Genomic DNA, 20,242 nt, shown 5'->3' with positions numbered 1-20,242 from the left:
GGAGCGGGCATGCGGATCGGGGACGCGGCAGCGGCGGCGGGCACCACGCCCAGGGCACTGCGCTTCTACGAGGAGCGCGGCCTGCTCCGCCCGCCCGCCCGCTCGGCCTCCGGCCAGCGCGAGTACGGGCCGGCCGAGGTGGCCCGGGTCCGGGTGATCCGTCAACTCCTGGCCGTGGGGCTGACGGTGGACGACCTGGCCAGCCGCGCCCACCGGCTGGACCTGCTGGAGCTGGACCCGCCGGTCCGCTGCACCGCCTCCCCCGGCCCGGACACCTTCGCTCCCGTCGTCCACGCCCGGCTGGCCGCGCTGGACGCCGAGATCGCCCGGCTCACCGCGCTGCGCGCCAGGCTCGCCCACCACGCCGCCACCGGCGGCGCGGCGGTGCCGGGCGGGGGCTGACGGGCCCCAGTGGAAGCCGACGGGCCGGGACCCACCGGGCGCTCCCCCGGAAACGGCCCCGCCCGGTACCTCGCGACGGGGGTGCGCGGGGTACCGGGCGGGGGTGCCGGGGGCGTCAGCCCGGGTCGGCGGCCAGTGCCGGTTCGGCGGAGGCGGCGGCCGGGGCGTCCTGTCCGGGCCAGCGGATCCGGGTGGCGCAGAGCGAGACGACGGCCGCCGAGGCGGCGACGGCGGCCATGCCCCAGAGCAGGCTGGTGGCGCCGGCGATGAAGCCGATCACGGCGGGGCCGGCCAGCAGGCCGGTGGTGCCCATGGCGGCGACCAGCGAGAGCGCGTCGGCGCCCTGCCGCGCGGCGGCGACGTAGACGCACGGGGTCACGGCGGCCACGCCGAGGCCGACGCAGGCGAAGCCGAGCAGGGTCGGGACGACGCCGCCGACGGCCAGGGCGAGGGCGAGGCCGAGGCCGGCCAGCAGGCTGCCGGTGCGCACGATCCGGCCGTCGCCGAAGCGGGTGCGCCAGCCGTCCGCGAAGATCCGCGCGCAGACCATCATCACCGAGACCACCGCGATGCCCATCGGGGCGAGGCCGGCGCCCGCGTGCACGTAGTCCTTGAGGTAGAGCGCCGACCAGTCGTTCATGGCGCCCTCGGTGACGGTGCCGAAGACCATCGCCAGGCCCATCCAGAGGGTCGCGACGGTCGGCAGCACGAAGCCGCGGCGCTGCTTCTTCTCCTGCGGTTCGGCGGCGGCCGCGGCCGGACCGTCCGCCAGCAGCCCCGGCCGGGCGGCCACGACCAGCACCGCGAGCAGCGCGGCGGCCACCCCGAAGTGCACCGCCAGGGTGCCCGTGACGGAGGTGACGCCCGAGGCCAGCAGGGCGGCGAGCAGCGAGCCGGCGCTGAAGGTGGCGTGCAGCCGGGACATCGTGGTCCGCTCGAAGCGGGCCTCCAGCGCGGCGCCCTGGGCGTTCATCGCGACGTTCAGGGCGCCGACGGCGACGCCGTCGAGGAACAGCACCAGCAGGGTCACCGGGTAGTTCGGCACCACCGACAGGGCGAGCAGGACGACGCCGAGCGCGAGCCCGGACAGCACCGAGAGCAGGCGGGAGCCGAACCTCCGCATCAGCACCGCGACCAGCGGGAAGGACACCGCCGCACCGACTCCGCAGGTCATCAGCAGCAGGCCGATCTGGGCCTCGCCCAGGTCGAGCCTGGCCTTGAGCGCGGGCACCCGGGAGACCCAGGTCGCGTACTGGAATCCGAGGACGAAGAACAGTGCGCCGATGGCCACTTGGGACCGGCGGAAGTCGTCGCGAACGGGGGACATCGGTATCAGCCCACTTCGGCTCTGGAGTGCGGCCCGGGGGTCGGGTCGGTGGAGTGCAGCAGCGGCCGGGCCGGGACGGGGTCCAGCGGCATCGCCATGTAGACCGCCCGGGTGCCGTAGCTCTCGGGCAGGTCGATCTCGGGCCGGGCGCGGTAGCCCAGCGGGGTCCACAGCACGTGGGAGCCGCGGACGGCGACCAGCGAGACGCTCCGGTAGCCGGCCGCCCGGGCGGTCCCCTCCAGGTGCCGCAGCATCCGCAGGGACAGGCCCCGGCCGCGCAGCCGCTCGGAGATCACCAGGTCGTGCGCGTGCAGGTTGGTCGGCCGCTCGCCGGGGCCGGCCGCGTCCTCGCTGCGGCTGAGGTCCGGGCAGCGGTACAGCGGGTACGGCAGGGCGAGCAGGTAGCCGCCCAGGCCACCGGGGTGCTCCAGGACGTAGCAGGTGTCCGGCGAGGCGGCGTGCCGGGAGCGGAGCGCCTCGCGGCCCTCGGAGAGGCCGCTGGCGGCGTAGGCGCGCTCCTCCAGCGCGACCACCTCGTCCCAGTCCTCCTCCCGGAGCAGCCGGATCCGCAGGTCGCCCGGCCCGCCCGCGCCGGCCTCCCCGGGGGTGCCGGTGCGGTGGTCGACGCGCTCGTCGACGCCGGTGTCGGTCATGTGCCTTCTCCGTTCCGGGCCGGGCCGCCGCCGACACAGACGGCCGGCAGCGGCGCGAAGCCGTTGAAGCCCTGGGTGGCGTAGGCCGTGGCGTACGCGCCGCAGGAGTGGATCCAGACCGGGTCGCCCGAGGCGACCGCGCGGGGCACCCGCACCAGGCCGCCGTCCTGCGCGTACGCGTCGTCGCTGTCACAGGTCGGTCCGGCGACCACGGCGTTGACGAACTGCCCGCCGGGGTGCGTCGGGAACTCCAGCCGGTACTGCAACTCGTCCATCTCGTACAGGCCGTTGAACTTGCCGCAGCTCAGGTACAGCCAGTCCTCGCGGGCGCCGTCGGGGCGGTGCCGGGAGGTGAGCCGGGAGACGTGGGCGCGGATCGCGCCGTGGTCGGCGACCAGGTGCCGCCCGGGCTCCAGCAGGAACTCCAGCGGCCCGTCGTTGACGGCGCGCAGCCGCTCCATGCCCTCGCGGATCACCACGAACATCTTGTCCAGCGGCGGGTCCAGCGGCCGTCCGCGCCGGTCGAGGACGCCGAGGGCGGGCAGGCCGCCGCCGAGGTTGATCCGGGTCGGGGTGATGCCGCGCCAGTTGAGCGCCTCCAGCACGGCGGCCAGCGCGTCGACCGCCGCGCCCCAGGCCTCGGCGGTCATCTGCTGGGAGCCGACGTGCACCGACAGGCCGGAGGGCACCAGCCCGGCGGTGCGGGCGGCGTCGAGCACCCGCAGCGCGTCCTCGGGCGAACAGCCGAACTTGTGGCTCAGGCCCCACAGCGCGCCCTCGCCGCTGGTCGCGATCCGGCAGAACACGGCGGCCCCGGGCGCGTGTTCGGCGATCGCCGCGACGTCCTCCAGGCTGTCGGTGGCGAAGTCCCGCACGCCCAGCCGGTAGGCCTCGGCGATGTTGCGGTCGGACTTGATCGTGTTGCCGTAGTGGACCAGCCCGGGTGCCACACCGGTGCGCAGCGCCTGGGCGATCTCCTGCGGGCTGGCCGCGTCGAAGCCGGAGCCGAGCGCGGCGAGGTGGTCGAGCACCCCGTCCACGGGGCAGGCCTTCATCGCGAACCGCACGGCCACGCCCGGCAGTTCCGCACACAGCGCGGCGTACTGGCGGCCGATGCCGTCCAGGTCGTAGACGATCCGGTCGTCGGTGGCGGCGGCGAGCGCGGCACGCAGCGCGGCGCGGTCGTGGCCGTCGGCCCGGGGCGCCTCGGTGTGGACGGCGGAGCCGGACGGGGCGCGGTGGGCGGGCGGGTACCCGGCGGTGCGGCTGCTGTTCTGAGGCATCACGTGGCTTCCCCGTCCCGACGGTGCGCCAGCCGGTCGGCGGGGGTGGCCCTGCTCGCCCGCACCAGCGGGCCCCACGCGTCGATCAGCGTTGCGAAGTCCTCGGTGTCCGACTGCGCCTCGTCGAGCAGGCGCGCCCGCAGCGGCGCCAGGTGGTCCGCGAACCGGGCGTACTTCCCGCCGAGCCGCCGGTAGCAGCGGTCGAGCTCGGCGAGCCTGCGGTGGTTCTCCGCGCGGTCCGTCGTGGTGCTGCGGCGCACGGAGGCGGCGACCGCCTCGGGGCGGACGTGGTGATGTTCGTCCAGCAGGGCCCCGCCGGCGGCCTCCATCTCGGCGTAGACCGGGTGGAGGTAGAGCATGGAGAGCAGGAACTTGGCGTAGCGCAGCTGGTAGGCGGTGAAGCCGGGGCCGGTGCGCCGCTCCGGGGTGTAGTAGTTGACGATGTGGCGGTTGTGGGTGACGCCCGGCAGGGTCGCGTCCCGCACCAGGTGGTGCAGGAAGTAGTCGCTGCCGATGGTGTCGGTGGCGGGCGGCAGCGGCACCCGTTCGTACACCTCGTGGTGGAGGCCGATGTTGCACATGTCGATGCGCCAGATGTCGGGCAGGTCGAGCACCGCGCGGTCGACGGTGAACGGCTCGGTGCCGCCGCCGACGAAGGACTCGGCCACGAGCTCGCGCCGCTCCTCCTCGCTGGCCCCGGTGGGCGCCCAGAGTGCGACCACGTCGTGGTAGACCTCGGGGTCGAGCTCGCGGATCTCGCCGATGTCGACGGAGAGTTCGCCGACGAAGGAGGCCCCGACCAGTGCGACGGGCTTGTCGGCGTGCGCCGCGTCGAGGGTGTTCCGGGTGACGGCGGCGGCCGCGTCGGCGGCCTTGAGGCCGAGCGTGGCCAGCTCGTGGTCGATCGGGAACACCGGTTCGCCGTCGAGCCGCTGGTAGCGGCTGTCGGAGTCGCGCCGGTGCACCGACTCGCAGCCGAGCGCGGCGGCCAGCAGGAACGCCCGGTTGGTGCAGGCGCCGTAGGAGACGGCGTCCGGCAGCATGAGCTCCAGCAGCCGCTCCGGGCCGGGCAGGCCGGAGCGGTCGATCACCTCGCGCAGGAAGGCCCGTTGGGCGTCCTCGTCCAGGTGGTGGACGACCACCCCCTCGACGGCCGGCAGGGCGGCGAGGGCCGCGGCGTGCCGGGCGCGGGCCGCCGGCTCGGCGGAGTCCAGCACCAGCAGGTGCACCCGGACGTCGAACCGCCGTGCGGCGTGGGCCGCTTCGGCGCCGATCGCGGTGACGGTCTCCGCACACTCGCGGTTGGTGGGCAGGGTCAGGCAGACGTCGCGCATTCCCGCTCCCCCGTGGTGCCCGTCCGGTCGTCCCCGTGCTCCTCGAACGGCTTGCCGCTCCAGGACCGCAGGCCGAGCAACTTCTCCCCCAGCTCGGTGAGTTCGGCGGTCGGGTAGCGCTGCGCCTCGGGCCGCTCGGCGTCCCCGACCAGGGTGCGGTTCCAGTCCGGCGTGGCGAGCGTGCGCCAGGACTCCACCCGGGAGCGGCGCAGCCTCTCGGACTCCTCCAGCGCGGGCATCATCGACAGGTACTGCACCGCCCGCACCCCGCGCTCGGAGGTGTTGCGCTCGACGCCGTGGGCGAGCAGGCCGTTCCAGATCAGCAGGTCGCCGGCCTTCAGCTCGGGCCGTACGACCGGGAACTCGGTGCGGTCGACGTCCGGGCGGATCGGGTCGCGGTCGGCCGGCTGGGCGGCCTGCCACTCGTTGAAGCGGCGGAACAGCTCCGGGTTGCACTGGAAGCCGCCGTGGTCGGGGGCGGTGTCGTTGAGCGCGATGATGCCCTGGACGCGCTGCGGCAGCATGCCCTGCGTGGTGTCGACGTCCCAGTGCAGCTCGATGTCGAAGCCGCGGTCGGTGGGTTCGATCAGCGCGCGGTCCCGGTTGCGGATGTTCGGCGGGTTGAGGTTGAGCCGGTCGAGGGTCACCCAGAGCTCCTCGCAGTCCCAGACGTCCACGAAGGCGTCGTAGACGCGCTGGGCCTGGCGGCTGTCCCAGAGGAGCTGGTGGTGGTAGGCCTCGACGAAGCCGTAGATGTGCAGGTGCCGGTCGAGTTCGTCGCGGTAGTCGCGCTCGCGGTACCAGTCCTCCGGGCGGTCCGGGGACAGGCCCTGGAACTCCCAGGCGAAGTCGAGCAGTCGGCGCGCGGCCTCGGCCGGCACCGCCTCCTTCACCACCACGTAGCCGTAGGTCTGCCAGAACGCGTAGTCCTCCTCGGAGAGCACGCGCAGCGGCTGCGTCTTGCGGATCTCGCGCAGTGCGGTGCGGGCGAGGTAGCTCTCGGTGTCGGCGCTGAAGTAGGGGCGCTGGGACGCGGCCCGGTACAGGTATTCCCCCGCGGGTCCGTCGGCGTGTCGGGCAGGGCTCGGCATGGGTGGTCACTCCATGGTTCGTGGTCGATGCTGCGCTTCCTCATGCGCTCGATGCGGGCACGGTGCGTTCCCGGCCGGTCACCGGCCGCAACGGGAATTCGAGCGCGGACCGGAGAGCCGTCCGCACACGGCCCTTCCCACCCCGCCCCGCGGGCGCGGTACAGCGCCACGTCAGGGGGTCAACTCGTCCGTCCGGCAGGGCCTCTCACCCCGCATCAGCCATTGCCGAACCGCGCCCCCCATACGTTGGACTAGACCAACTAATGGTGTCAACCCTTTCCTGCGGGTAGCCGATTGGGAAATCCCCGCAGTTCACACGCCCTCCCGGGTTCGCTTTATGTTTCGGAGGCTGACATAAGGGCGGGTATGTTTCACGAATTGACATAACCGCGAAACGGTGAACACCCCGGGCCCGCCGTACGTTGGGCTCATGGCACGTGTGCTGACGGCTCCCCCGTGGCTGGCCGAGGGTCTGCGGCCCCGGGCCGCACCCATCCCCTGGGCGGCGGTCGCCCGCGCCTCCGTCGCGCTCTGCGCCCCGCTCGCGGTGGGCACCGCCACCGGGCGGCCCGGCTACGGCGCCCTGGTGTCGATGGGCGCGCTGTCCGGCGTCATCGGGGACACCGCCGACGCCTACCGGATGCGGGTGTTCAACATCGCCGTGCCCCAGCTGTTCGGCGCCCTCGGGCTGCTGTGCGGCACCCTGGTGTTCGGCTCCGGCTGGACGGCCGTCGCGGCGGTGACCGTCCTCGCCCTGGTCTCCGGCATGATCTCCTCGATCGGCGCCGTCGCCTCCGTCTCCGGACTGCTCCTGCTGCTCAACGCCGTCGTCGGCGCCGGCCTGCCGATGCCCTCCCCGTGGTGGCTGCCGCCCGCCCTGCTGCTGCTCGGCGGCCTGCTGGTCCTGGCGCTGAGCCTGCTCGCCTGGCCGCTGCGGCTGGGCGTGCCCGAGCGGGCGGTGGTGGCCGGCACCTACCGGGCGGTCGCCGACCTCCTGGAGGCCGGCGGCACTCCGGAGTACGACGACCGCCGCCACGCGCTCACCCAGTCGCTCAACCACTCCTACGACCTGCTGCTCGCCCGCCGGGCCCGCCGGCACGGCCGCTCCCCCGCCCTGGCCCGGCTGCTGGCCCAGCTCAACGCGGTGATCCCGGTGGTCGAGGCGGCCCCGGCCGCCCGGCTGCGCCCGCCGGACCTCGGCCCGCTGCCCGCCTCCTACCCGGCCGCCGTCCGCGCGCTCGCCGAGGTCGTCGAGCAGGGCCGCACCGGCCCGGCCGCGCCGCTCGACCTGCCCGTCCCCGCCGGGCCGTCCACCAGGGCGCTGGTCGAGGCGATCCAGCACGCCGCCACCGTGGCGCACGAGGCCTCGCCCGACCCGGACGCCGCCGACGACCGGCTCGGCCGCCCGGCCCGCCTCGCGGTGCGGGCCCGGCGGGCGGCCCGGGCCCTGCTGCTGTCCGGCTCGTCCTGGCGGTACGGGCTGCGGCTGGCGCTGTGCATCGGGCTGGCCCAGGTGCTGGTCTCGGCGATCGCGGTGCCCCGCTCGTACTGGGTGGCGCTGACCGTCACCTTCGTGATGAAGCCGGACTTCGGCTCGGTGTTCTCCCGTGCGGTGCTGCGCGCCCTCGGCACCGCGGCCGGCCTGCTGATCGCCGTGCCGGTCCTGGCCGAGGTGCCGCACGGCTGGTGGGACGTCCCGGTGACGGCCCTGCTGGCGACGCTGATCCCGGCGCTGTCCGCCAAGGGGTACGCCTTCCAGACCGCGGCCATCACCCCGGTCATCCTGCTGCTCTCCGACCTGCTCAACCACCAGGGCTTCCGGCTGGTGCTGCCCCGGCTCTACGACTCGCTGATCGGCTGCGGCATCTCGCTGCTGGCCGGCTACCTGCTGTGGCCGGAGTCCTGGCACACCCGGGTCGGCGACCGGCTCGCCGACGCCGTCCGGGACACCGCCTCGTACGTCTCGCTGGCCTTCGCCGCCGGGCCCGGGGACGAGCCGGCCGCCCGCGCCCGCTACCGGCGGCGGCTCTACCGGGACCTGTCCGCCGTGCGCAGCGAGTTCCAGCGGGCGCTCACCGAGCCGCCGCCGGTCGGGGCCCGGGCGCGGGCGTGGTGGCCGGTGGTGATCGCGGTCGAGCGGATCGTGGACGCCACCACCGCCACCCGGGTGCGGATCGCGCACGGCGCGCCGGTGCCGGCCGCCGACGAGGTCGCCACCGTCACCCGGGAGCTGGCCGACCTGGCCGAGGCGCTGCGCACCGGGGCGCCGCTGCCGGAGGCGGAGCCGGACGTGCTGCCGCCGCACTGCGCGCTGGCCCGGCTGCAGCACGAGGTGCACGCGGCCCGGGCGGTGGCGGCGCCGCTGCCGTGACCCCGGCGTCCGCTCCGCGGCGGGACGGGCGGGGGCTGCCGGGGGCGAGCGCGGGGCGCCCCCTGGGTCAGTCCTGGATCCGCCGCCAGGGCCGTTCCGCCTCCAGCGCGAAGGCCAGCTCCAGCAGCAGCCGCTCCTGCCCGTGCGCCGCCGACAGGTGCACCCCGACCGGCAGCCCGCCGGGTGCCGAGCCGCCCGGCAGGGCGAGGCCCGGGCCGCCGGTCACGTTGTTGACCGGGGTGAAGGCGACGTAGCGCCGCAGCCGCTCCATCAGCTCGTCGAAGTCCACGTTCGGGCTCAGGTGTCCGATCGGCGGGGTGGTGTGGGCGAGCACCGGGGAGAGGACCACGTCGTGGGTGCGGAAGATCCCCGCGTACACGCCCTCGGCCCGGCGCAGCCGCCGCAGCACGCCGGGCGTCCGCCGGAACTCGGCCCGGAACCGGCGGCGCAGCCCGGTGGTCAGGCCGTCCAGCTCCCCGGCCCGGAAGCCCGGGTCGATCAGCAGCCGCCCGGTGGCCGCGATGGCCCACGCGATGTAGCCCCAGTAGCTGACGAAGTCCCGGGAGAACTCCTCGCCGAAGGGCAGTTCGGCCGGCTCGACCAGGTGGCCCATCGCCTCCAGCCGGGCGGCGGTCTCCTCGACCACCCGCCGGGTCGGCCCGTCGGTCTTCGCGACGGGCGAGTCCACCACCAGGCCGATCCGCAGCCGCCGCCCGCCCGGCCCCTCGACCAGGCCGAGCGGCGGCAGCGCGGGGTTGCGGCGGTGCCGCTCCGCCGCGGCGAGGAAGGCCGCGGTGTCGCGCACCGAGCGGGTCAGCACGCCGTCGGTGACGAGGTCGATCGGCAGCTTGCCGCCCTGGGCGTTGGCGACCAGCCGCCCCCGGGTGGGCTTGAGCCCGACCAGGCCGCAGCAGGCCGCCGGGATGCGGATCGAGCCGCCGCCGTCGTTGGCGTGCGCGATCGGCACCACGCCGGCGGCCACCAGCGCCGCCGCGCCGCCCGAGGAGGCGCCGGCCGAGTGCGAGGGCTTCCACGGGTTGCGCACCGGCGGGGCGGCGGCGAACTCGGTGGAGGCGTTGAGGCCGAACTCGGGCAGCCGGGTCTTGCCGAGGACGGCCAGGCCGGTGGCGAGGAACTGGTCGGCGAAGGGCGCGTTGCGGCGGGCCGGGCGGGCGCGGTAGGCGGCGCTGCCCATCCCGGTCGGCAGGCCGCGCAGGTCGACGTTGTCCTTGAGGTACGTCGGCACGCCCCACAGCGGGCCGCCGATCCCCTCCCGGCTGATCCGCGGCCGGTCGTACGAGGCGTGGGCGACGGGCAGCAGCGTGGCGTCCACCCGGGCGGCCCGGTCGACGGCCGCGCGGACCAGTTCCCGGGGGTCGGCCTCACCCGCCCGGACCAGCGCGGCGAGCGCCACCGCGTCGTGGGCGCCCAGGGCGTCGTCGGCGAACGCGTGGACCCGCTCGTCGGTCATCCGAACTCCCCACTCCCGGTCGGACGTTGAGCTGTCCGACGATCGCACCGGCCGGTGGTACCTGCCCGGTTCTACTGACGGGTAATCTCGCAGGCTCCGAGTGTAGGCCCGGCCGGGGGCGAGCACGGCGGCGGGGCCTGGCCGGGGCCGGGCTGGGCGCGGTGGGCGGGCCGGGGCCGGGCCGGGCGCGGAGGACGGCTCGCGGGTGGCCTCCGGCGGCCGACGGGCCCTCACCCCGCCGAGGGCGCACGGCCGTTCGGCCCGCGCCCCCGCGTTCACCCCGTCCGCCGGTCCGAGATCGTTTCGCCGCACGCCGCCGGGAAAGATCACGTTCGCGATTCGTCCCGGTCCTCCCGCCCGAACCAAGGTGCCGCCCGTGCCGACCCCCTTCTTCCCGACCACCCGGTTCACCGCGGCCACCGCCCCCGGCGGCCTCCCGCTACTCGGCCACGCCCCCGCCCTGCTGCACCGCCCGCACGAGTTCGTCGCCGGGCTGGCCGCCCACGGCGACCTCGTGCGGCTGCGGCTCGGCCCGCTCCGCGCGTACGTGGTCTGCCACCCCGAGCTGGTCCGCCGGCTGCTCGCCGACGACCACACCTTCGACAAGGGCGGGCCCCTCCTCGACAAGGCCCGGGAGGTCCTCGGCAACGGCCTCGCCACCTGCCCCGCCGCCGACCACCGCCGCCAGCGGCGCATGCTGCAGCCCGCGTTCCACCGTGACCGGCTGCCCGGCTACGCCGCCCTGATGGCCGAGGAGATCGCCGGCGCCACCGCCCACTGGCGCGACGGCGCCGTGATCGACGTCCCCGCCGCGATGTACCGGCTCAGCACCGCCGTCACCGCCCGCTGCCTGTTCGCCGCGCACGAGCGCTCCGGCTCGCCGTGGGTGCACCGCAGCATGGACGCCGTGACGCACGGCGTCGGCCGGCGGGCGGTGCTGCCGCTGCCCGGCGCCGACCGCCTCCCCACCCCCGGCAACCGCCGCTTCCGCCACGCCCGGCAGGACCTCCGGGAGATCACCCGGCGGCTGGTCGCCGACCGCCGCGCGGCCGGCGACGACCGGCACGACCTGCTCTCCACCCTGCTCGCCGCGACGGACGAGGACGGCCGGGGCCTGTCCGACGCCGAGGTGCACGAACAGGTGGTCACCTTCCTGCTGGCCGGTCTGGAGACCACCGCCGCCACCCTCTCCTGGGCCTGGACGCTGCTCGCCGCCAACCCGGCCGTACGGATGCGCCTGCACACCGAGCTCGACACCGTCCTGGACGGCCGGCCCGCCCGCCACGAGGACCTGCCCGCCCTCCCGCTCACCGCCCGGATCGTCAGCGAGACCCTGCGGCTCTACCCGCCGCCGTGGATCCTCAGCCGCACCGCCACCACCGACACCGAGCTCGGCGGCCACCCCGTGCCGGCCGGCGCCACCCTGCTGTACAGCCCCTACCTGCTGCACCGCCGGCCCGACCTGTTCCCCCGCCCCGACCGCTTCGACCCCGACCGCTGGCTCACCACCGCCCGCCCCGCCCCCGGCACCTACACACCCTTCGGCCTCGGCGCCCGCCGCTGCATCGGCGACGCCTTCGGCACCACCGAGGCCGTCCTCGCCATCGCCACCATCGCCGCCCGCTGGACCGTCGCCCCCGCTCCCGGCCGGCCCGTCCGCCCCGTCCGCGGCGCCTCCCTCACCCCCCGGCCCTTCACCGCGAAGGTGACCCGCCGGGTCCGCTGACCGGCCCCGGCACGGGTTTCGGTACTGTCCCGGCGTGGCCGGCCGTACGGGCGCCGGCCGGACCAACGCCGCTCGACCGGGACGCCACCAGACCATGAACGCTCGAACCCCCGCGGGGCTCCTGACCGGGCTGCTCCGCGCCGTCCGGACGTACCCGCGCCGCTCGCCGCTGACCGCCGGCTACGTCGCCCTGCTCCTGCTCGGGCACGTCTGGGTGGAGGTCCTGCTCGCCCCGGACCGGGCGGACGCGCTGCGCGACCACATCAGCACCAACCTCGACAACCTGCACGACCACCCGGTCACCGCCCTGTTCGGCAGCGCCCTGCTGTTCGACGGCACCCTCACCGAGGTCCTCTCCACCGGCTTCGGCAGCACCCTGATCACCCTCGGCCTCGGCGTCTGCTGCTGCCTCGCCTGGACCGAGCGGCGCTTCGGCCCGCTGCGCGCCGCGGCCGTCTTCCTCGGCGGCCACGTCGGCGCCACCCTCGCCACCGCCGCGGTGATCGTGCTCGCCCTGCGGCACGGCTGGTACCCGCAGAGCGTGCGCCAGGCCTCGGACTACGGCATCAGCTACGGCGCCCAGACCGTCCTCGCCCTCGCCGTCCTCGCGCTGCCCCGCTGGGCCCGGCTGCCCTGGGCGGCCTTCGTGCTCGCCTGGCCGCTCTCGGGGGACGGCGAGTGGCCCGGCCCGCTCCCGGCCTTCACCACCGTCGGCCACCTGCTCGCGGCCGCCCTCGGCTTCGCGCTGGCCGCCGCCGTGGCCCTCGCGGCCGCCCGCCGACGGCGCGCGCAGGCCGTCGCCGTCCGCCCCTGACCACCGCCCCGGCCCGCGGGCCGGCCGCAGCCCGGCGCGGGGCGGGAGCGGTGGGTGGTCAGGCCGGCGGGCGCCGGTCGGCGGCGATCTCGGTGAGCAGCCGCTCGATCTCCGCCAGCCGGCGCCGCAGGTCCTCGACGTCGGCGCGGGTGGCGTTCTGCTCCCCCCGCCGGAGGGCGACCAGCAGCTGCCCGTCCGGCTCCAGCCTGGCCCGGTCGACCTCGCTCACCGCGTCGCCGTTCTGCACCCGGATCGCGTGCTCCAGCTCGGACGGCCGCAGCGCCAGGCGGCGCAGCGCGCCGGGTACCAGCCGGCCGTCCTCCACCACGGTGGTGGCGGTGCCCTCGAGGATCCGGGCGGCCTTCGGATCGCGCGCGAGCCAGCGGGTCACCCCGGCGTTCACGGCGACCAGCGTCACCGCCCCGATCGTGCCGCCGAGCAGGCTGTCGTCATTGCCGATGACGGCGTTCTGCACCACGTTGGAGAGCAGGAAGACGACCACCATGTCGAAGGTGTTCAGCCCCGCCAGCCCGCGCTTTCCCGAGAGCCGGAACAGCACCAGGATCAGCACGTAGACGGCGATCGTGCGGAGGACCTTCTCCACGATCGGAATCTGGACGGCCATCAGGTCGTGCCACACTGCCCCGCTCCTCCCGCCTCGACTGCCGCGCGCCCCGCCCGCCCACGGCGGACGGGGCAGACGCTACGCCACGGTCACCGCTTGGGCCTGCCGCGCCGGGCCGCCGCGCCGCGCCCGCCGGCCCTGGCTCCCCCGGACTTCGGCGCCCCGCCGCGCTGGCCGCCGGTCTTCTGCCCGCCCGCCTTCTGCGCCCCGGCCCGCCGGCCCTGGCCGCCGGCCTTCTGCTGCTGGGGCGTGCCCCGGCCGCCCGCCGCCTTCCTCGGCTGCGCCTCGGGCGCCGCCTGCCCGGCCCCGCGCCCGCGCGAGCTGTTGACCGTACGGCCGCGGACGATCCCGATGAACTCCTCCACCAGGTCCGTCGTCCGCTCCTGCGGCCAGGACAGCGCCACCCGGGACTGCGGCGCGTCCGTCACCGGGCGGTAGGTGAGGTCCTTGCGGTGGTGCAGCCGGGCCAGCGACTGCGGCACCAGGAGGACGCCGACGTTCGCCGCGACCAGCTCGACAGCGTCCGCCGTGCTGTCCGGGCGCGCGATGGCGGGGCGCCCGGGCAGGGTCTCGGCGGTGAGGCCGAGGGTGTCGTCGAGCGGGTGGAAGACCACCTCCTCGGCCAGGTCGGCCGAGGCGACCTCCTCGGCGGCGGCCAGCCAGTGGTCCTTGGGGAAGACCACGACGGTGGTCTCGGTGTAGAGCGGGATCGCGCTCAGCACGTCCTTGTCGACCGGCAGGCGGACCAGTCCGGCGTCCGCGCCGCCCTCCCGCAGGGTCCGCTCGCCGTCGCCGAACGGGACGGCGAGGAGGTCCAGCGGCACGTCCGGGAGCCGCTCCTCCCAGACCCGGACCCATTTGCCCGGGGTCACGCCGGGGACGTACACGAGCCGGAAGGACGGGTTCACCTGCATGTCTGTCACAGGACCAGGCTACCGACCGTGACCGGGAGCGCCCGCGCACTCCCTTACCCTTGTCACCATGACATCGCTCAAGCAGAAGACCAGCCAGACCATGAAGCCGGCCACGGCGGCCAAGAAGCTGGGGATCTACCTCGACGCGGCGCCGACCGACTTCCGGGAGGGCGTGGTCTCCCGCGAGGAGCTCAGCGCGCTGCAGGCCGAGCCGCCGCAGTGGCTCCAGGAGCTGCGCAGGAACGGCCCGCACCCGCGCCCCGTGGTCGCCGCCCGGCTCGGCATCTCGATCTCCGGCCTGGCCCGCGGCGGGGTGACCGAGGCGCTCACCACCGAGCAGATCGAGGCCCTGCGGGCCGAGAACCCGCTCTGGCTCCAGCACGAGCGCGCCAACCAGGTGGACGTCCGCAAGGAGGCCGCCCGGATCAAGGAGAAGCACGAGAAGGAGGCCGCCGCCAAGGCCGCCAAGGAGGCGAAGGCCGCCCAGGACCGCTGACCGGAGGGCCGGCGCCGGCCCCTGCTCGGCACGGGTGGGAGGGGGGAGGCTCCCCCTCCCCCCACGGCGTACTGGACTCCCCTCCCGCCACGGCGCACCGAACTCCCCTCCCGCCTCCGCGTATTGACCGGGCAGCCGGTCGCTCCGAATAATCGGCGGGATCGGGCACGGCCGCACGCCGTGCCCCGGTACACCGCATCGGGGGAGCGACCAGTGATCGAGCAGCCTCAGCACGCCGGACTCGCCGCGCTCGCGGAGGAGTTCTTCGCCGCCGAGAACGCCCACAACCCGTTCGAGGCGACCCTCAGCGGGGTCGAGGGCCACGCGCACCAGGTTCCCGACCCCTCCCGCGCGGCCGCGCACCGCCACCGCGAGGCACTGCGCGGCTTCGCCTCCCGGCTGGCCGGCATCCCGCTGGACGCGCTGGCCGGCGAGGACCGCGTCACCCACCGGGTGCTCGCCCGGCTGCTCGACAACGAAATCGGCCGGATCACCCACGGACTGGCCGAGTTCAGCGTCTCGGCGACCATCGTCGCCCCGCAGAACGAGGCCTTCGCCGCACTCGCCATGACCTCGGTCGACCAGGAGGGCGCCGACGCCTACCTGGAACGCCTCGCCGCGCTGCCCGACTACTTCGACGCCGTCCTGCGCCGCACCCTGGACGCCGCCGCCGAGGGCCGCCGCCCGCTGCGCAGCGGGGTCGACGCCGCCGTCGCCCAGCTGGACGCCCACCTGGCCACCGCCCCGGCCGAGGACAAGCTGCTGCGACCGCTGGCCGGCCGCCGGGAGGCCGAGCGCGCCCGGACGATCGTGCGCGACGCCGTCCGCCCGGCGCTGGCCCGGTTCCGGGCCGGTCTGGCCCGGCAGCTGGCACCGGGCGCCCGGCCGGACGACCAGGCCGGGGTCTGCCACGTGCCCGGCGGTACCGAGGGCTACGCGGACGCCGTCGCCCGCTTCACCCGCCCCGGGCTCACTCCCGAGGAGGTGCACCGGACCGGCCTGGAGGCCGTCGCGGCGCTGCGCGAGGAGTTCGCCGAGTTGGGCGGCAAGGTGCTGGGGACCACCGACCCGGCCGCCGTGCTGACCGCGCTGCGCGAGGACCCCTCGCTGCGCTTCGGCAGCGCGGCCGAGATCGTCGCCCTGGTCGACGGCGCCCTGGAGCGGGCCCGCGCCGCCGCCCCGGACTGGTTCCGCCCGTACCCGATCGCCGACTGCGTGACCCGGGAGATCGACCCGCTGGAGGCGGAGACCGCGCCGCTCGCCTACTACCAGCCGCCGGGCCCGGGCGGGCTGCCCGGCACCCACTGGATCAACACGCTCCGCCCGGAGACCCGCTTCAGCTACGAGTACGAGGCGATCGCCTTCCACGAGAGCGTGCCCGGCCACCACCTCCAGCTCGCCGTCGCGCAGACCCTGCACCACCTGCCGCGCTTCCGGCGCAACCCGAGCGGCCAGCTGACCGCCCACGTCGAGGGCTGGGGCCTGTACACCGAGCGGCTCGCGGACGAGATGGGGCTGTACGGCTCGGAGCTGTCCCGGTTCGGCATGCTCTCGCTGGACGCGATGCGGGCGGTCCGGCTGGTGGTGGACACCGGGATGCACCACTACGGCTGGTCCCGGGAGCGGGCGAAGGCCTACATGCGGGCCAACACCGCGACCCCCGAGGCCAACGTCCGCAACGAGATCGACCGCTACATCGCCTGGCCGGGCCAGGCCACCGCCTACCTGATCGGCCGTCGGGAGATCGTGCGGCACCGCGAGCGGGCCGAGGCGGCCCTCGGCGCCCGCTTCGACGTCCGGGAGTTCCACCACCGGGTGATCGGGCACGGCAGCCTGCCGCTGGGGGTGCTGGAGGAGCTGGTGACGGACTGGATCGAGGGGCAGTAGCCCGCAGCCCGTTGCCCGCGGAGCCGCCGGGCCCTGTGCCGGAACCGGCCACCGGCCCCACGCCGGTGCGGAAACGGTTCCGCGCGCCGGGCAAAGGCTTCTCCCGCCGGATGTGGCGTCACCCCATCGGCCCTGTCCGCGCGGTAGTGTCCGCTGGCGCGGTCCCGGCACGCCCGGTGACCGCCGTCCACGCACACCCCGATGGAGGAACCCCGTGCCGGCTCCCGCCCGCCGTGCCCTGGCCATGGCCGCCGCCGTCCTGCTCGCCGCCGCCGCAGCCGCGGGCTGCTCGTCCGGTGGCGGCCACACCGCCAAGGGGGCCCAGCCCGGCTCCGCCCGGGCCGCCGCGGGCGACGCCGCCGCGGCAGCCGCCCCGCCCGCCGCCGCGATCGTCACCGGCCCCGGCCCGAAGAGCACCTACGACGTCCAGCCGCAGCCCGCGCCGGGCAGCTGCCACTACCGCTACACCGCGGACAAGCAGCCCCTGCCCGACCCCTCCTGCACCCCCGGCGCGATCAGCCCGGCCGTCACCCAGGACAACCTCAAGGACACCATCTGCAAGCCGGGCGGCTACACCTCGACCATCCGCCCGCCGGCGAACGTCACCGGCAAGGAGAAGGCCGAGAACGCCAGGTCCTACGGCTACACGGGCCCGATGGGCGACGCCGAGTACGACCACCTGATCAGCCTCCAGCTCGGCGGCGACCCCAACGACTCCCGCAACCTCTGGGTCCAGCCGCCCTCCCCCGGCCACGTCCCCGGCAAGGGACCGAACAACCCCAAGGACTCCGTCGAGACCCACCTGCACACCGCGATCTGCAAGGGCCAGGTGACCCTGGCCGCCGCCCAGCAGGCGATCGCCACCGACTGGACGACCGCCGAGGCGAAGCTCGGCATCCGCGGCGCCTCGGCCGCCGCCCCCGCCACCGAACCCGACGCCGACGGGGACTGACCGCGCGAAGTCGTCGCCGTCGGGCTCAACGCCCCAGTACCGCCCCGCCGTTGAGCCCGATCACCTGGCCGGTCAGGTATCCGGAGGACGGCGAGGCGAGGAAGGCGACCGCCTCGGCCACATCGGCCGGCGTGCCCGCCCGACCGACCAGGGTGTCCGCCACCTTCCGCGCGTGGAACTCCTCGCTCCAGCCGCTGCCGAAGATCTCGGTGCCCTCGACGTACCCGGGAGCGAGCACGTTCACGGTGATCCCGTCGGGCCCCAACTGCCGGGCCAGGCCGAAGGCCCAGCCGTGCAGCGCGGCCTTGGCGGCGGCGTACGAGCCCGCCGAGTGCGGGCCCGCGCCGCCGCGCTGGGCCGCGGCCGAACTGATCACCACCAGTCGGCCGCCGGGGCGGCGCAGCCCGTCCTGGAGCGCGGCGGTGAGCAGCACCGCGGTGAGCAAGTTGCCGTCCAGGTCCCGCCGCCAGGCGGCGGCCAGCGCGGCCAGGCCGCCGTCGGCGGGTGGTGTGACGATCGCGCCCGCGTTGTTCACCAGCACGTCCACCGGCCCGAGCCCGGAGATCCGGGCCGCCGCCGCCTCGACCGCCGCCGGATCGGTGAGGTCGGCCGCCACCGGCACGACGCGCCCCGGTCCGGCGGCCCGCTCGATCTCCTCCCGGGCCCGCTCCAGCACCGCCTCCCTGCGGCCGAGGACCACCACCCGGTACCCGTCCGCGGCCAGGCGCGCCGCGATCGCCCGTCCGATCCCCGTCCCGCCGCCGGACACCACCGCGAGCCGATCCACCGTCATCTCCCTGTCCTCCCACGGGCCTCGTCCGGCCGCGCTCCGGTCGGCCCGAGGATCCTCGTCGCCACCCTCCTCTTCCTTACGCGCACACCGCTCCCCGGCCCGCCGGTTGGACTTCCGCACGCTCTTCGGGCGCACCGGCCCCGGCCCGCCGCGCGCCGGCGGACCAGCCCTTCCGGGCGGGGCCCCGAGGAGCCCCGACGCCCCTCCTCCTGGGCGCAGACCGCCCCCACCGTGGCCGCCGGGTGCACCTCCTCGGTGTCCTGGCCCCGGCCCCGGCCGCCCCAGCGGTGGCGGCAGACCGGCCCTACCGTTCCGGCCGATCCGTCAACCGTCGTGCCGGATCCAGCAGTCCGGTGCGCGGAGCACCCGCCCGCGGAAGCCCGGCAGGGCCACGTGCAGCGGCCCGGTCCAGCGCTCCGGGACGGCCGCCAGGCCGTACCGGGCCCCGGCCAGGCCACCGGTGACGGCGGCCACGGTGTCGGTGTCCCCGCCGAGGTCGATCGCGGCGCGCAGCGCCTGCTCGAAGCCGTCGGTGGTGCGCAGCGCCCGGACCGCCGAGCCGAGACAGGGCCAGACCGCGCTGTTGGCCTCGGTGGCGAGGCCCGGGTGCCCGTCGGGGGCGAGGACGGTGGCGTAGCGCTCGCGGTGGTCGGGGGCGACGTGGGCCAGGACGTCGGGCAGCTCGGCCAGCGGGTCGGCGCCGTCGAGCGCGAGCCGGACGAGCTCGTGGAAGATCGCCGTACCCTCCCAGGCGGCCCGGTCGCCGTGGGTCAGCGCCGCGATCCGCCGGGCGGCATCCATGGTGGCCCCTCGTCCGGCGGGGGCGAAGGCGACGGCGGAGGGCGAGGCGCGCATCAGGGCGCCGTTGCCGGCGGCGCGCAGCGTGCTGTTGGCGTGGGCGGCGGCGAGGTCGCAGGGCAGGCCGCTGGTGAGGACGGCCCCGGTCTGGATGCCGATGTCGCTGGGCTCGGCGGCGGCCCAGCGGCGGAACCGGTCGAAGACGTCCGGAAGGTCCAGGCCGCCCCGTTCGATCAGGGACTCGGCGACCAGGACGGCCATCCGGGTGTCGTCGGTGGCCTCGCCGAGCGCCCAGCCACCGCCCGCCGCGAGCTCCCCGGGGGTGTCGGGAAGCGGGCTGAGAAGGCGCCCGCCGGGCCGAACTCGTAGGGGGCGCCGAGGGCGTCGCCCACGGCGGCGCCGAGGACGGCCCCGGCGGCGCGCTCGTCGGGGCCGGTCACACCACGGGCGGGACGACCGGCAGGTTGCGCTTGTGCTCGGTGCGGCGGTAGTGGCCGAGGACGGTGCGGAACACGTCCTCGCTGACCGGCAGGCCCTCCAGGAAGTCGTCCAGGGCGTCGTAGCTGACGCCGAGGGCGTCCTCGTCGGGGCGGCCGGGAGCGAGGTTCTCCAGGTCGGCGGTCGGGACCTTCTTGACCAGCTCGGCGGGCGCGCCCAACGCCTCGGCGATCGCCCGCACCTGACGCTTCGTCAGGCCGGACAGCGGCATCACGTCGGCCGCGCCGTCGCCGAACTTGGTGAAGAAGCCGACGGCGGCCTCGGCGGCGTGGTCGGTACCGACGACCAGCCCGCCCTTGGCGCCCGCCGCCGCGTACTGGACCACCATCCGCTGGCGGGCCTTGACGTTGCCGCCGACGAAGTCCTCGTGGCCGTGGTCGGTGTAGGCCAGGCCGGCGGCCTTCAGGGCGGCCAGCGCGCCGTCGGTGGCGGGCTTGATGTCGACGGTCAGCACCTCGTCGGCGCGGATGAAGCCGAGCGCGAGCTGGGCGTCCGCCTCGTCCGCCTGGACGCCGTACGGCAGCCGCATGGCGGTGAAGGTCACCTGGCGCCCCTCGGCCCGCAGCCGCTCGACGGCGAGCTGGCAGAGCCGGCCGGCCGTGGTGGAGTCGACGCCGCCGCTGATGCCCAGCACCAGGCTGCGCGCGCCGGTGGTCCGGAGCTGGTCGGCGAGGAACTCCACCCGGCGCTCGGCCTCCAGCACGGGGTCCGGCACGGACGCGACTCCGAGGGCACGGGCGATCTCCCGCTGGACGTCGGCAGGCAGGGGCTCGGTCATTCCGACTCCTCGGGACGGTGGGTACGTGA

General features: G+C 75.8%; 17 protein-coding genes and 1 pseudogene. 7 read left to right on the top strand and 11 right to left on the bottom strand.

Annotated elements, in window-relative coordinates:
• Positions 1–9: 9 nt before the first annotated feature.
• Positions 10–402 carry a MerR family transcriptional regulator gene (locus ACH5AR_RS19685; RefSeq protein ID WP_396302697.1) on the top strand — a complete coding sequence of 131 codons (393 nt, stop codon included), beginning with the start codon at positions 10–12 and terminating at the stop codon, positions 400–402.
• Positions 403–517: 115 nt separating this feature from the next.
• Here the strand turns inward: ACH5AR_RS19685 and ACH5AR_RS19680 are convergent, their stop codons facing one another.
• From ACH5AR_RS19680 to ACH5AR_RS19660, 5 genes are read right to left on the bottom strand one after another with little or no spacing between them, the layout of a single operon-like run.
• Positions 518–1,729: an MFS transporter gene (locus tag ACH5AR_RS19680; RefSeq protein ID WP_396302696.1), complete on the bottom strand. Its 1,212-nt coding sequence runs from the start codon at positions 1,727–1,729 to the stop codon at positions 518–520.
• A gap of 5 nt (positions 1,730–1,734) precedes the next feature.
• Positions 1,735–2,382: a GNAT family N-acetyltransferase gene (locus tag ACH5AR_RS19675; RefSeq protein WP_396302695.1), complete on the bottom strand. Its 648-nt coding sequence runs from the start codon at positions 2,380–2,382 to the stop codon at positions 1,735–1,737.
• The gene (locus tag ACH5AR_RS19670; RefSeq protein ID WP_396302694.1) at positions 2,379–3,665 is read right to left on the bottom strand and encodes a type III PLP-dependent enzyme; all 1,287 of its coding nucleotides are present in this window, start codon (positions 3,663–3,665) and stop codon (positions 2,379–2,381) included. The genes ACH5AR_RS19675 and ACH5AR_RS19670 overlap by 4 nt, the downstream gene beginning before the upstream one ends.
• Entirely contained in the window at positions 3,665–4,999 is a 1,335-nt protein-coding gene (locus tag ACH5AR_RS19665; protein ID WP_396302693.1) for a DUF6271 family protein, read from the bottom strand. The genes ACH5AR_RS19670 and ACH5AR_RS19665 overlap by 1 nt, the downstream gene beginning before the upstream one ends.
• Positions 4,981–6,090, bottom strand: a complete 1,110-nt coding sequence (locus ACH5AR_RS19660; protein WP_396302692.1) for a phytanoyl-CoA dioxygenase family protein — start codon at positions 6,088–6,090, stop codon at positions 4,981–4,983. The genes ACH5AR_RS19665 and ACH5AR_RS19660 overlap by 19 nt, the downstream gene beginning before the upstream one ends.
• 430 nt (positions 6,091–6,520) lie before the next feature.
• Between ACH5AR_RS19660 and ACH5AR_RS19655 the strand changes: the two genes are divergently transcribed.
• Entirely contained in the window at positions 6,521–8,461 is a 1,941-nt protein-coding gene (locus ACH5AR_RS19655; RefSeq protein WP_396302691.1) for an FUSC family protein, read from the top strand.
• 67 nt (positions 8,462–8,528) lie between these two features.
• Here ACH5AR_RS19655 and ACH5AR_RS19650 read toward each other — a convergent pair whose 3' ends face one another.
• On the bottom strand, positions 8,529–9,932 hold the full coding sequence (locus ACH5AR_RS19650; RefSeq protein WP_396302690.1) for an amidase: 1,404 nt from the start codon (positions 9,930–9,932) through the stop codon (positions 8,529–8,531).
• A gap of 376 nt (positions 9,933–10,308) precedes the next feature.
• Here ACH5AR_RS19650 and ACH5AR_RS19645 point away from each other — a divergent pair, with 376 nt between their 5' ends.
• Together ACH5AR_RS19645 and ACH5AR_RS19640 are read left to right on the top strand one after the other, a co-directional pair.
• A complete protein-coding gene (locus tag ACH5AR_RS19645; RefSeq protein ID WP_396302689.1) occupies positions 10,309–11,658 on the top strand; it encodes a cytochrome P450 in 1,350 nt (449 codons plus the stop codon).
• 94 nt (positions 11,659–11,752) lie between these two features.
• On the top strand, positions 11,753–12,472 hold the full coding sequence (locus ACH5AR_RS19640; RefSeq protein WP_396302688.1) for a rhomboid-like protein: 720 nt from the start codon (positions 11,753–11,755) through the stop codon (positions 12,470–12,472).
• A 58-nt stretch (positions 12,473–12,530) separates the two neighbouring features.
• On the opposite strand, the gene ACH5AR_RS19635 is transcribed toward ACH5AR_RS19640, so the two are convergent.
• On the bottom strand, positions 12,531–13,112 hold the full coding sequence (locus tag ACH5AR_RS19635) for a DUF421 domain-containing protein (RefSeq protein ID WP_396302687.1): 582 nt from the start codon (positions 13,110–13,112) through the stop codon (positions 12,531–12,533).
• 74 nt (positions 13,113–13,186) lie between these two features.
• On the bottom strand, positions 13,187–14,020 hold the full coding sequence (locus ACH5AR_RS19630; protein ID WP_396302686.1) for a LysR family substrate-binding domain-containing protein: 834 nt from the start codon (positions 14,018–14,020) through the stop codon (positions 13,187–13,189).
• 58 nt (positions 14,021–14,078) lie between these two features.
• On the opposite strand from ACH5AR_RS19630, the gene ACH5AR_RS19625 reads away from it, so the two are divergent.
• The 3 genes from ACH5AR_RS19625 (at position 14,079) to ACH5AR_RS19615 (ending at position 17,346) form a co-directional block, all read left to right on the top strand.
• Positions 14,079–14,507 carry a DUF5997 family protein gene (locus ACH5AR_RS19625; RefSeq protein ID WP_396302685.1) on the top strand — a complete coding sequence of 143 codons (429 nt, stop codon included), beginning with the start codon at positions 14,079–14,081 and terminating at the stop codon, positions 14,505–14,507.
• A 213-nt stretch (positions 14,508–14,720) separates the two neighbouring features.
• A complete protein-coding gene (locus tag ACH5AR_RS19620; RefSeq protein WP_396302684.1) occupies positions 14,721–16,394 on the top strand; it encodes a DUF885 domain-containing protein in 1,674 nt (557 codons plus the stop codon).
• Positions 16,395–16,638: 244 nt separating this feature from the next.
• A complete protein-coding gene (locus ACH5AR_RS19615) occupies positions 16,639–17,346 on the top strand; it encodes a hypothetical protein (protein WP_396302748.1) in 708 nt (235 codons plus the stop codon).
• Between the two features lie 25 nt (positions 17,347–17,371).
• Here the strand turns inward: ACH5AR_RS19615 and ACH5AR_RS19610 are convergent, their stop codons facing one another.
• The 3 genes and pseudogenes from ACH5AR_RS19610 to nadE all read right to left on the bottom strand — a co-directional run bounded on the left by ACH5AR_RS19610 (position 17,372) and on the right by nadE (position 20,213).
• Positions 17,372–18,139, bottom strand: coding sequence for an SDR family NAD(P)-dependent oxidoreductase (locus ACH5AR_RS19610; RefSeq protein ID WP_396302683.1), 768 nt, complete (start codon positions 18,137–18,139; stop codon positions 17,372–17,374).
• Positions 18,140–18,463: 324 nt separating this feature from the next.
• Positions 18,464–19,377: pseudogene (locus ACH5AR_RS19605) on the bottom strand (ADP-ribosylglycohydrolase family protein).
• Positions 19,374–20,213, bottom strand: coding sequence for an ammonia-dependent NAD(+) synthetase (nadE, locus tag ACH5AR_RS19600; protein ID WP_396302682.1), 840 nt, complete (start codon positions 20,211–20,213; stop codon positions 19,374–19,376). Before nadE ends, ACH5AR_RS19605 begins: the two are co-directional and overlap by 4 nt.
• Positions 20,214–20,242: the final 29 nt, after the last annotated feature.

It is taken from the genome of Kitasatospora sp. NPDC018619 (assembly GCF_044391605.1).
In the GTDB taxonomy this organism is placed as follows: domain Bacteria; phylum Actinomycetota; class Actinomycetes; order Streptomycetales; family Streptomycetaceae; genus Kitasatospora.
This window is presented reverse-complemented; position numbering and strand designations above follow the sequence as displayed.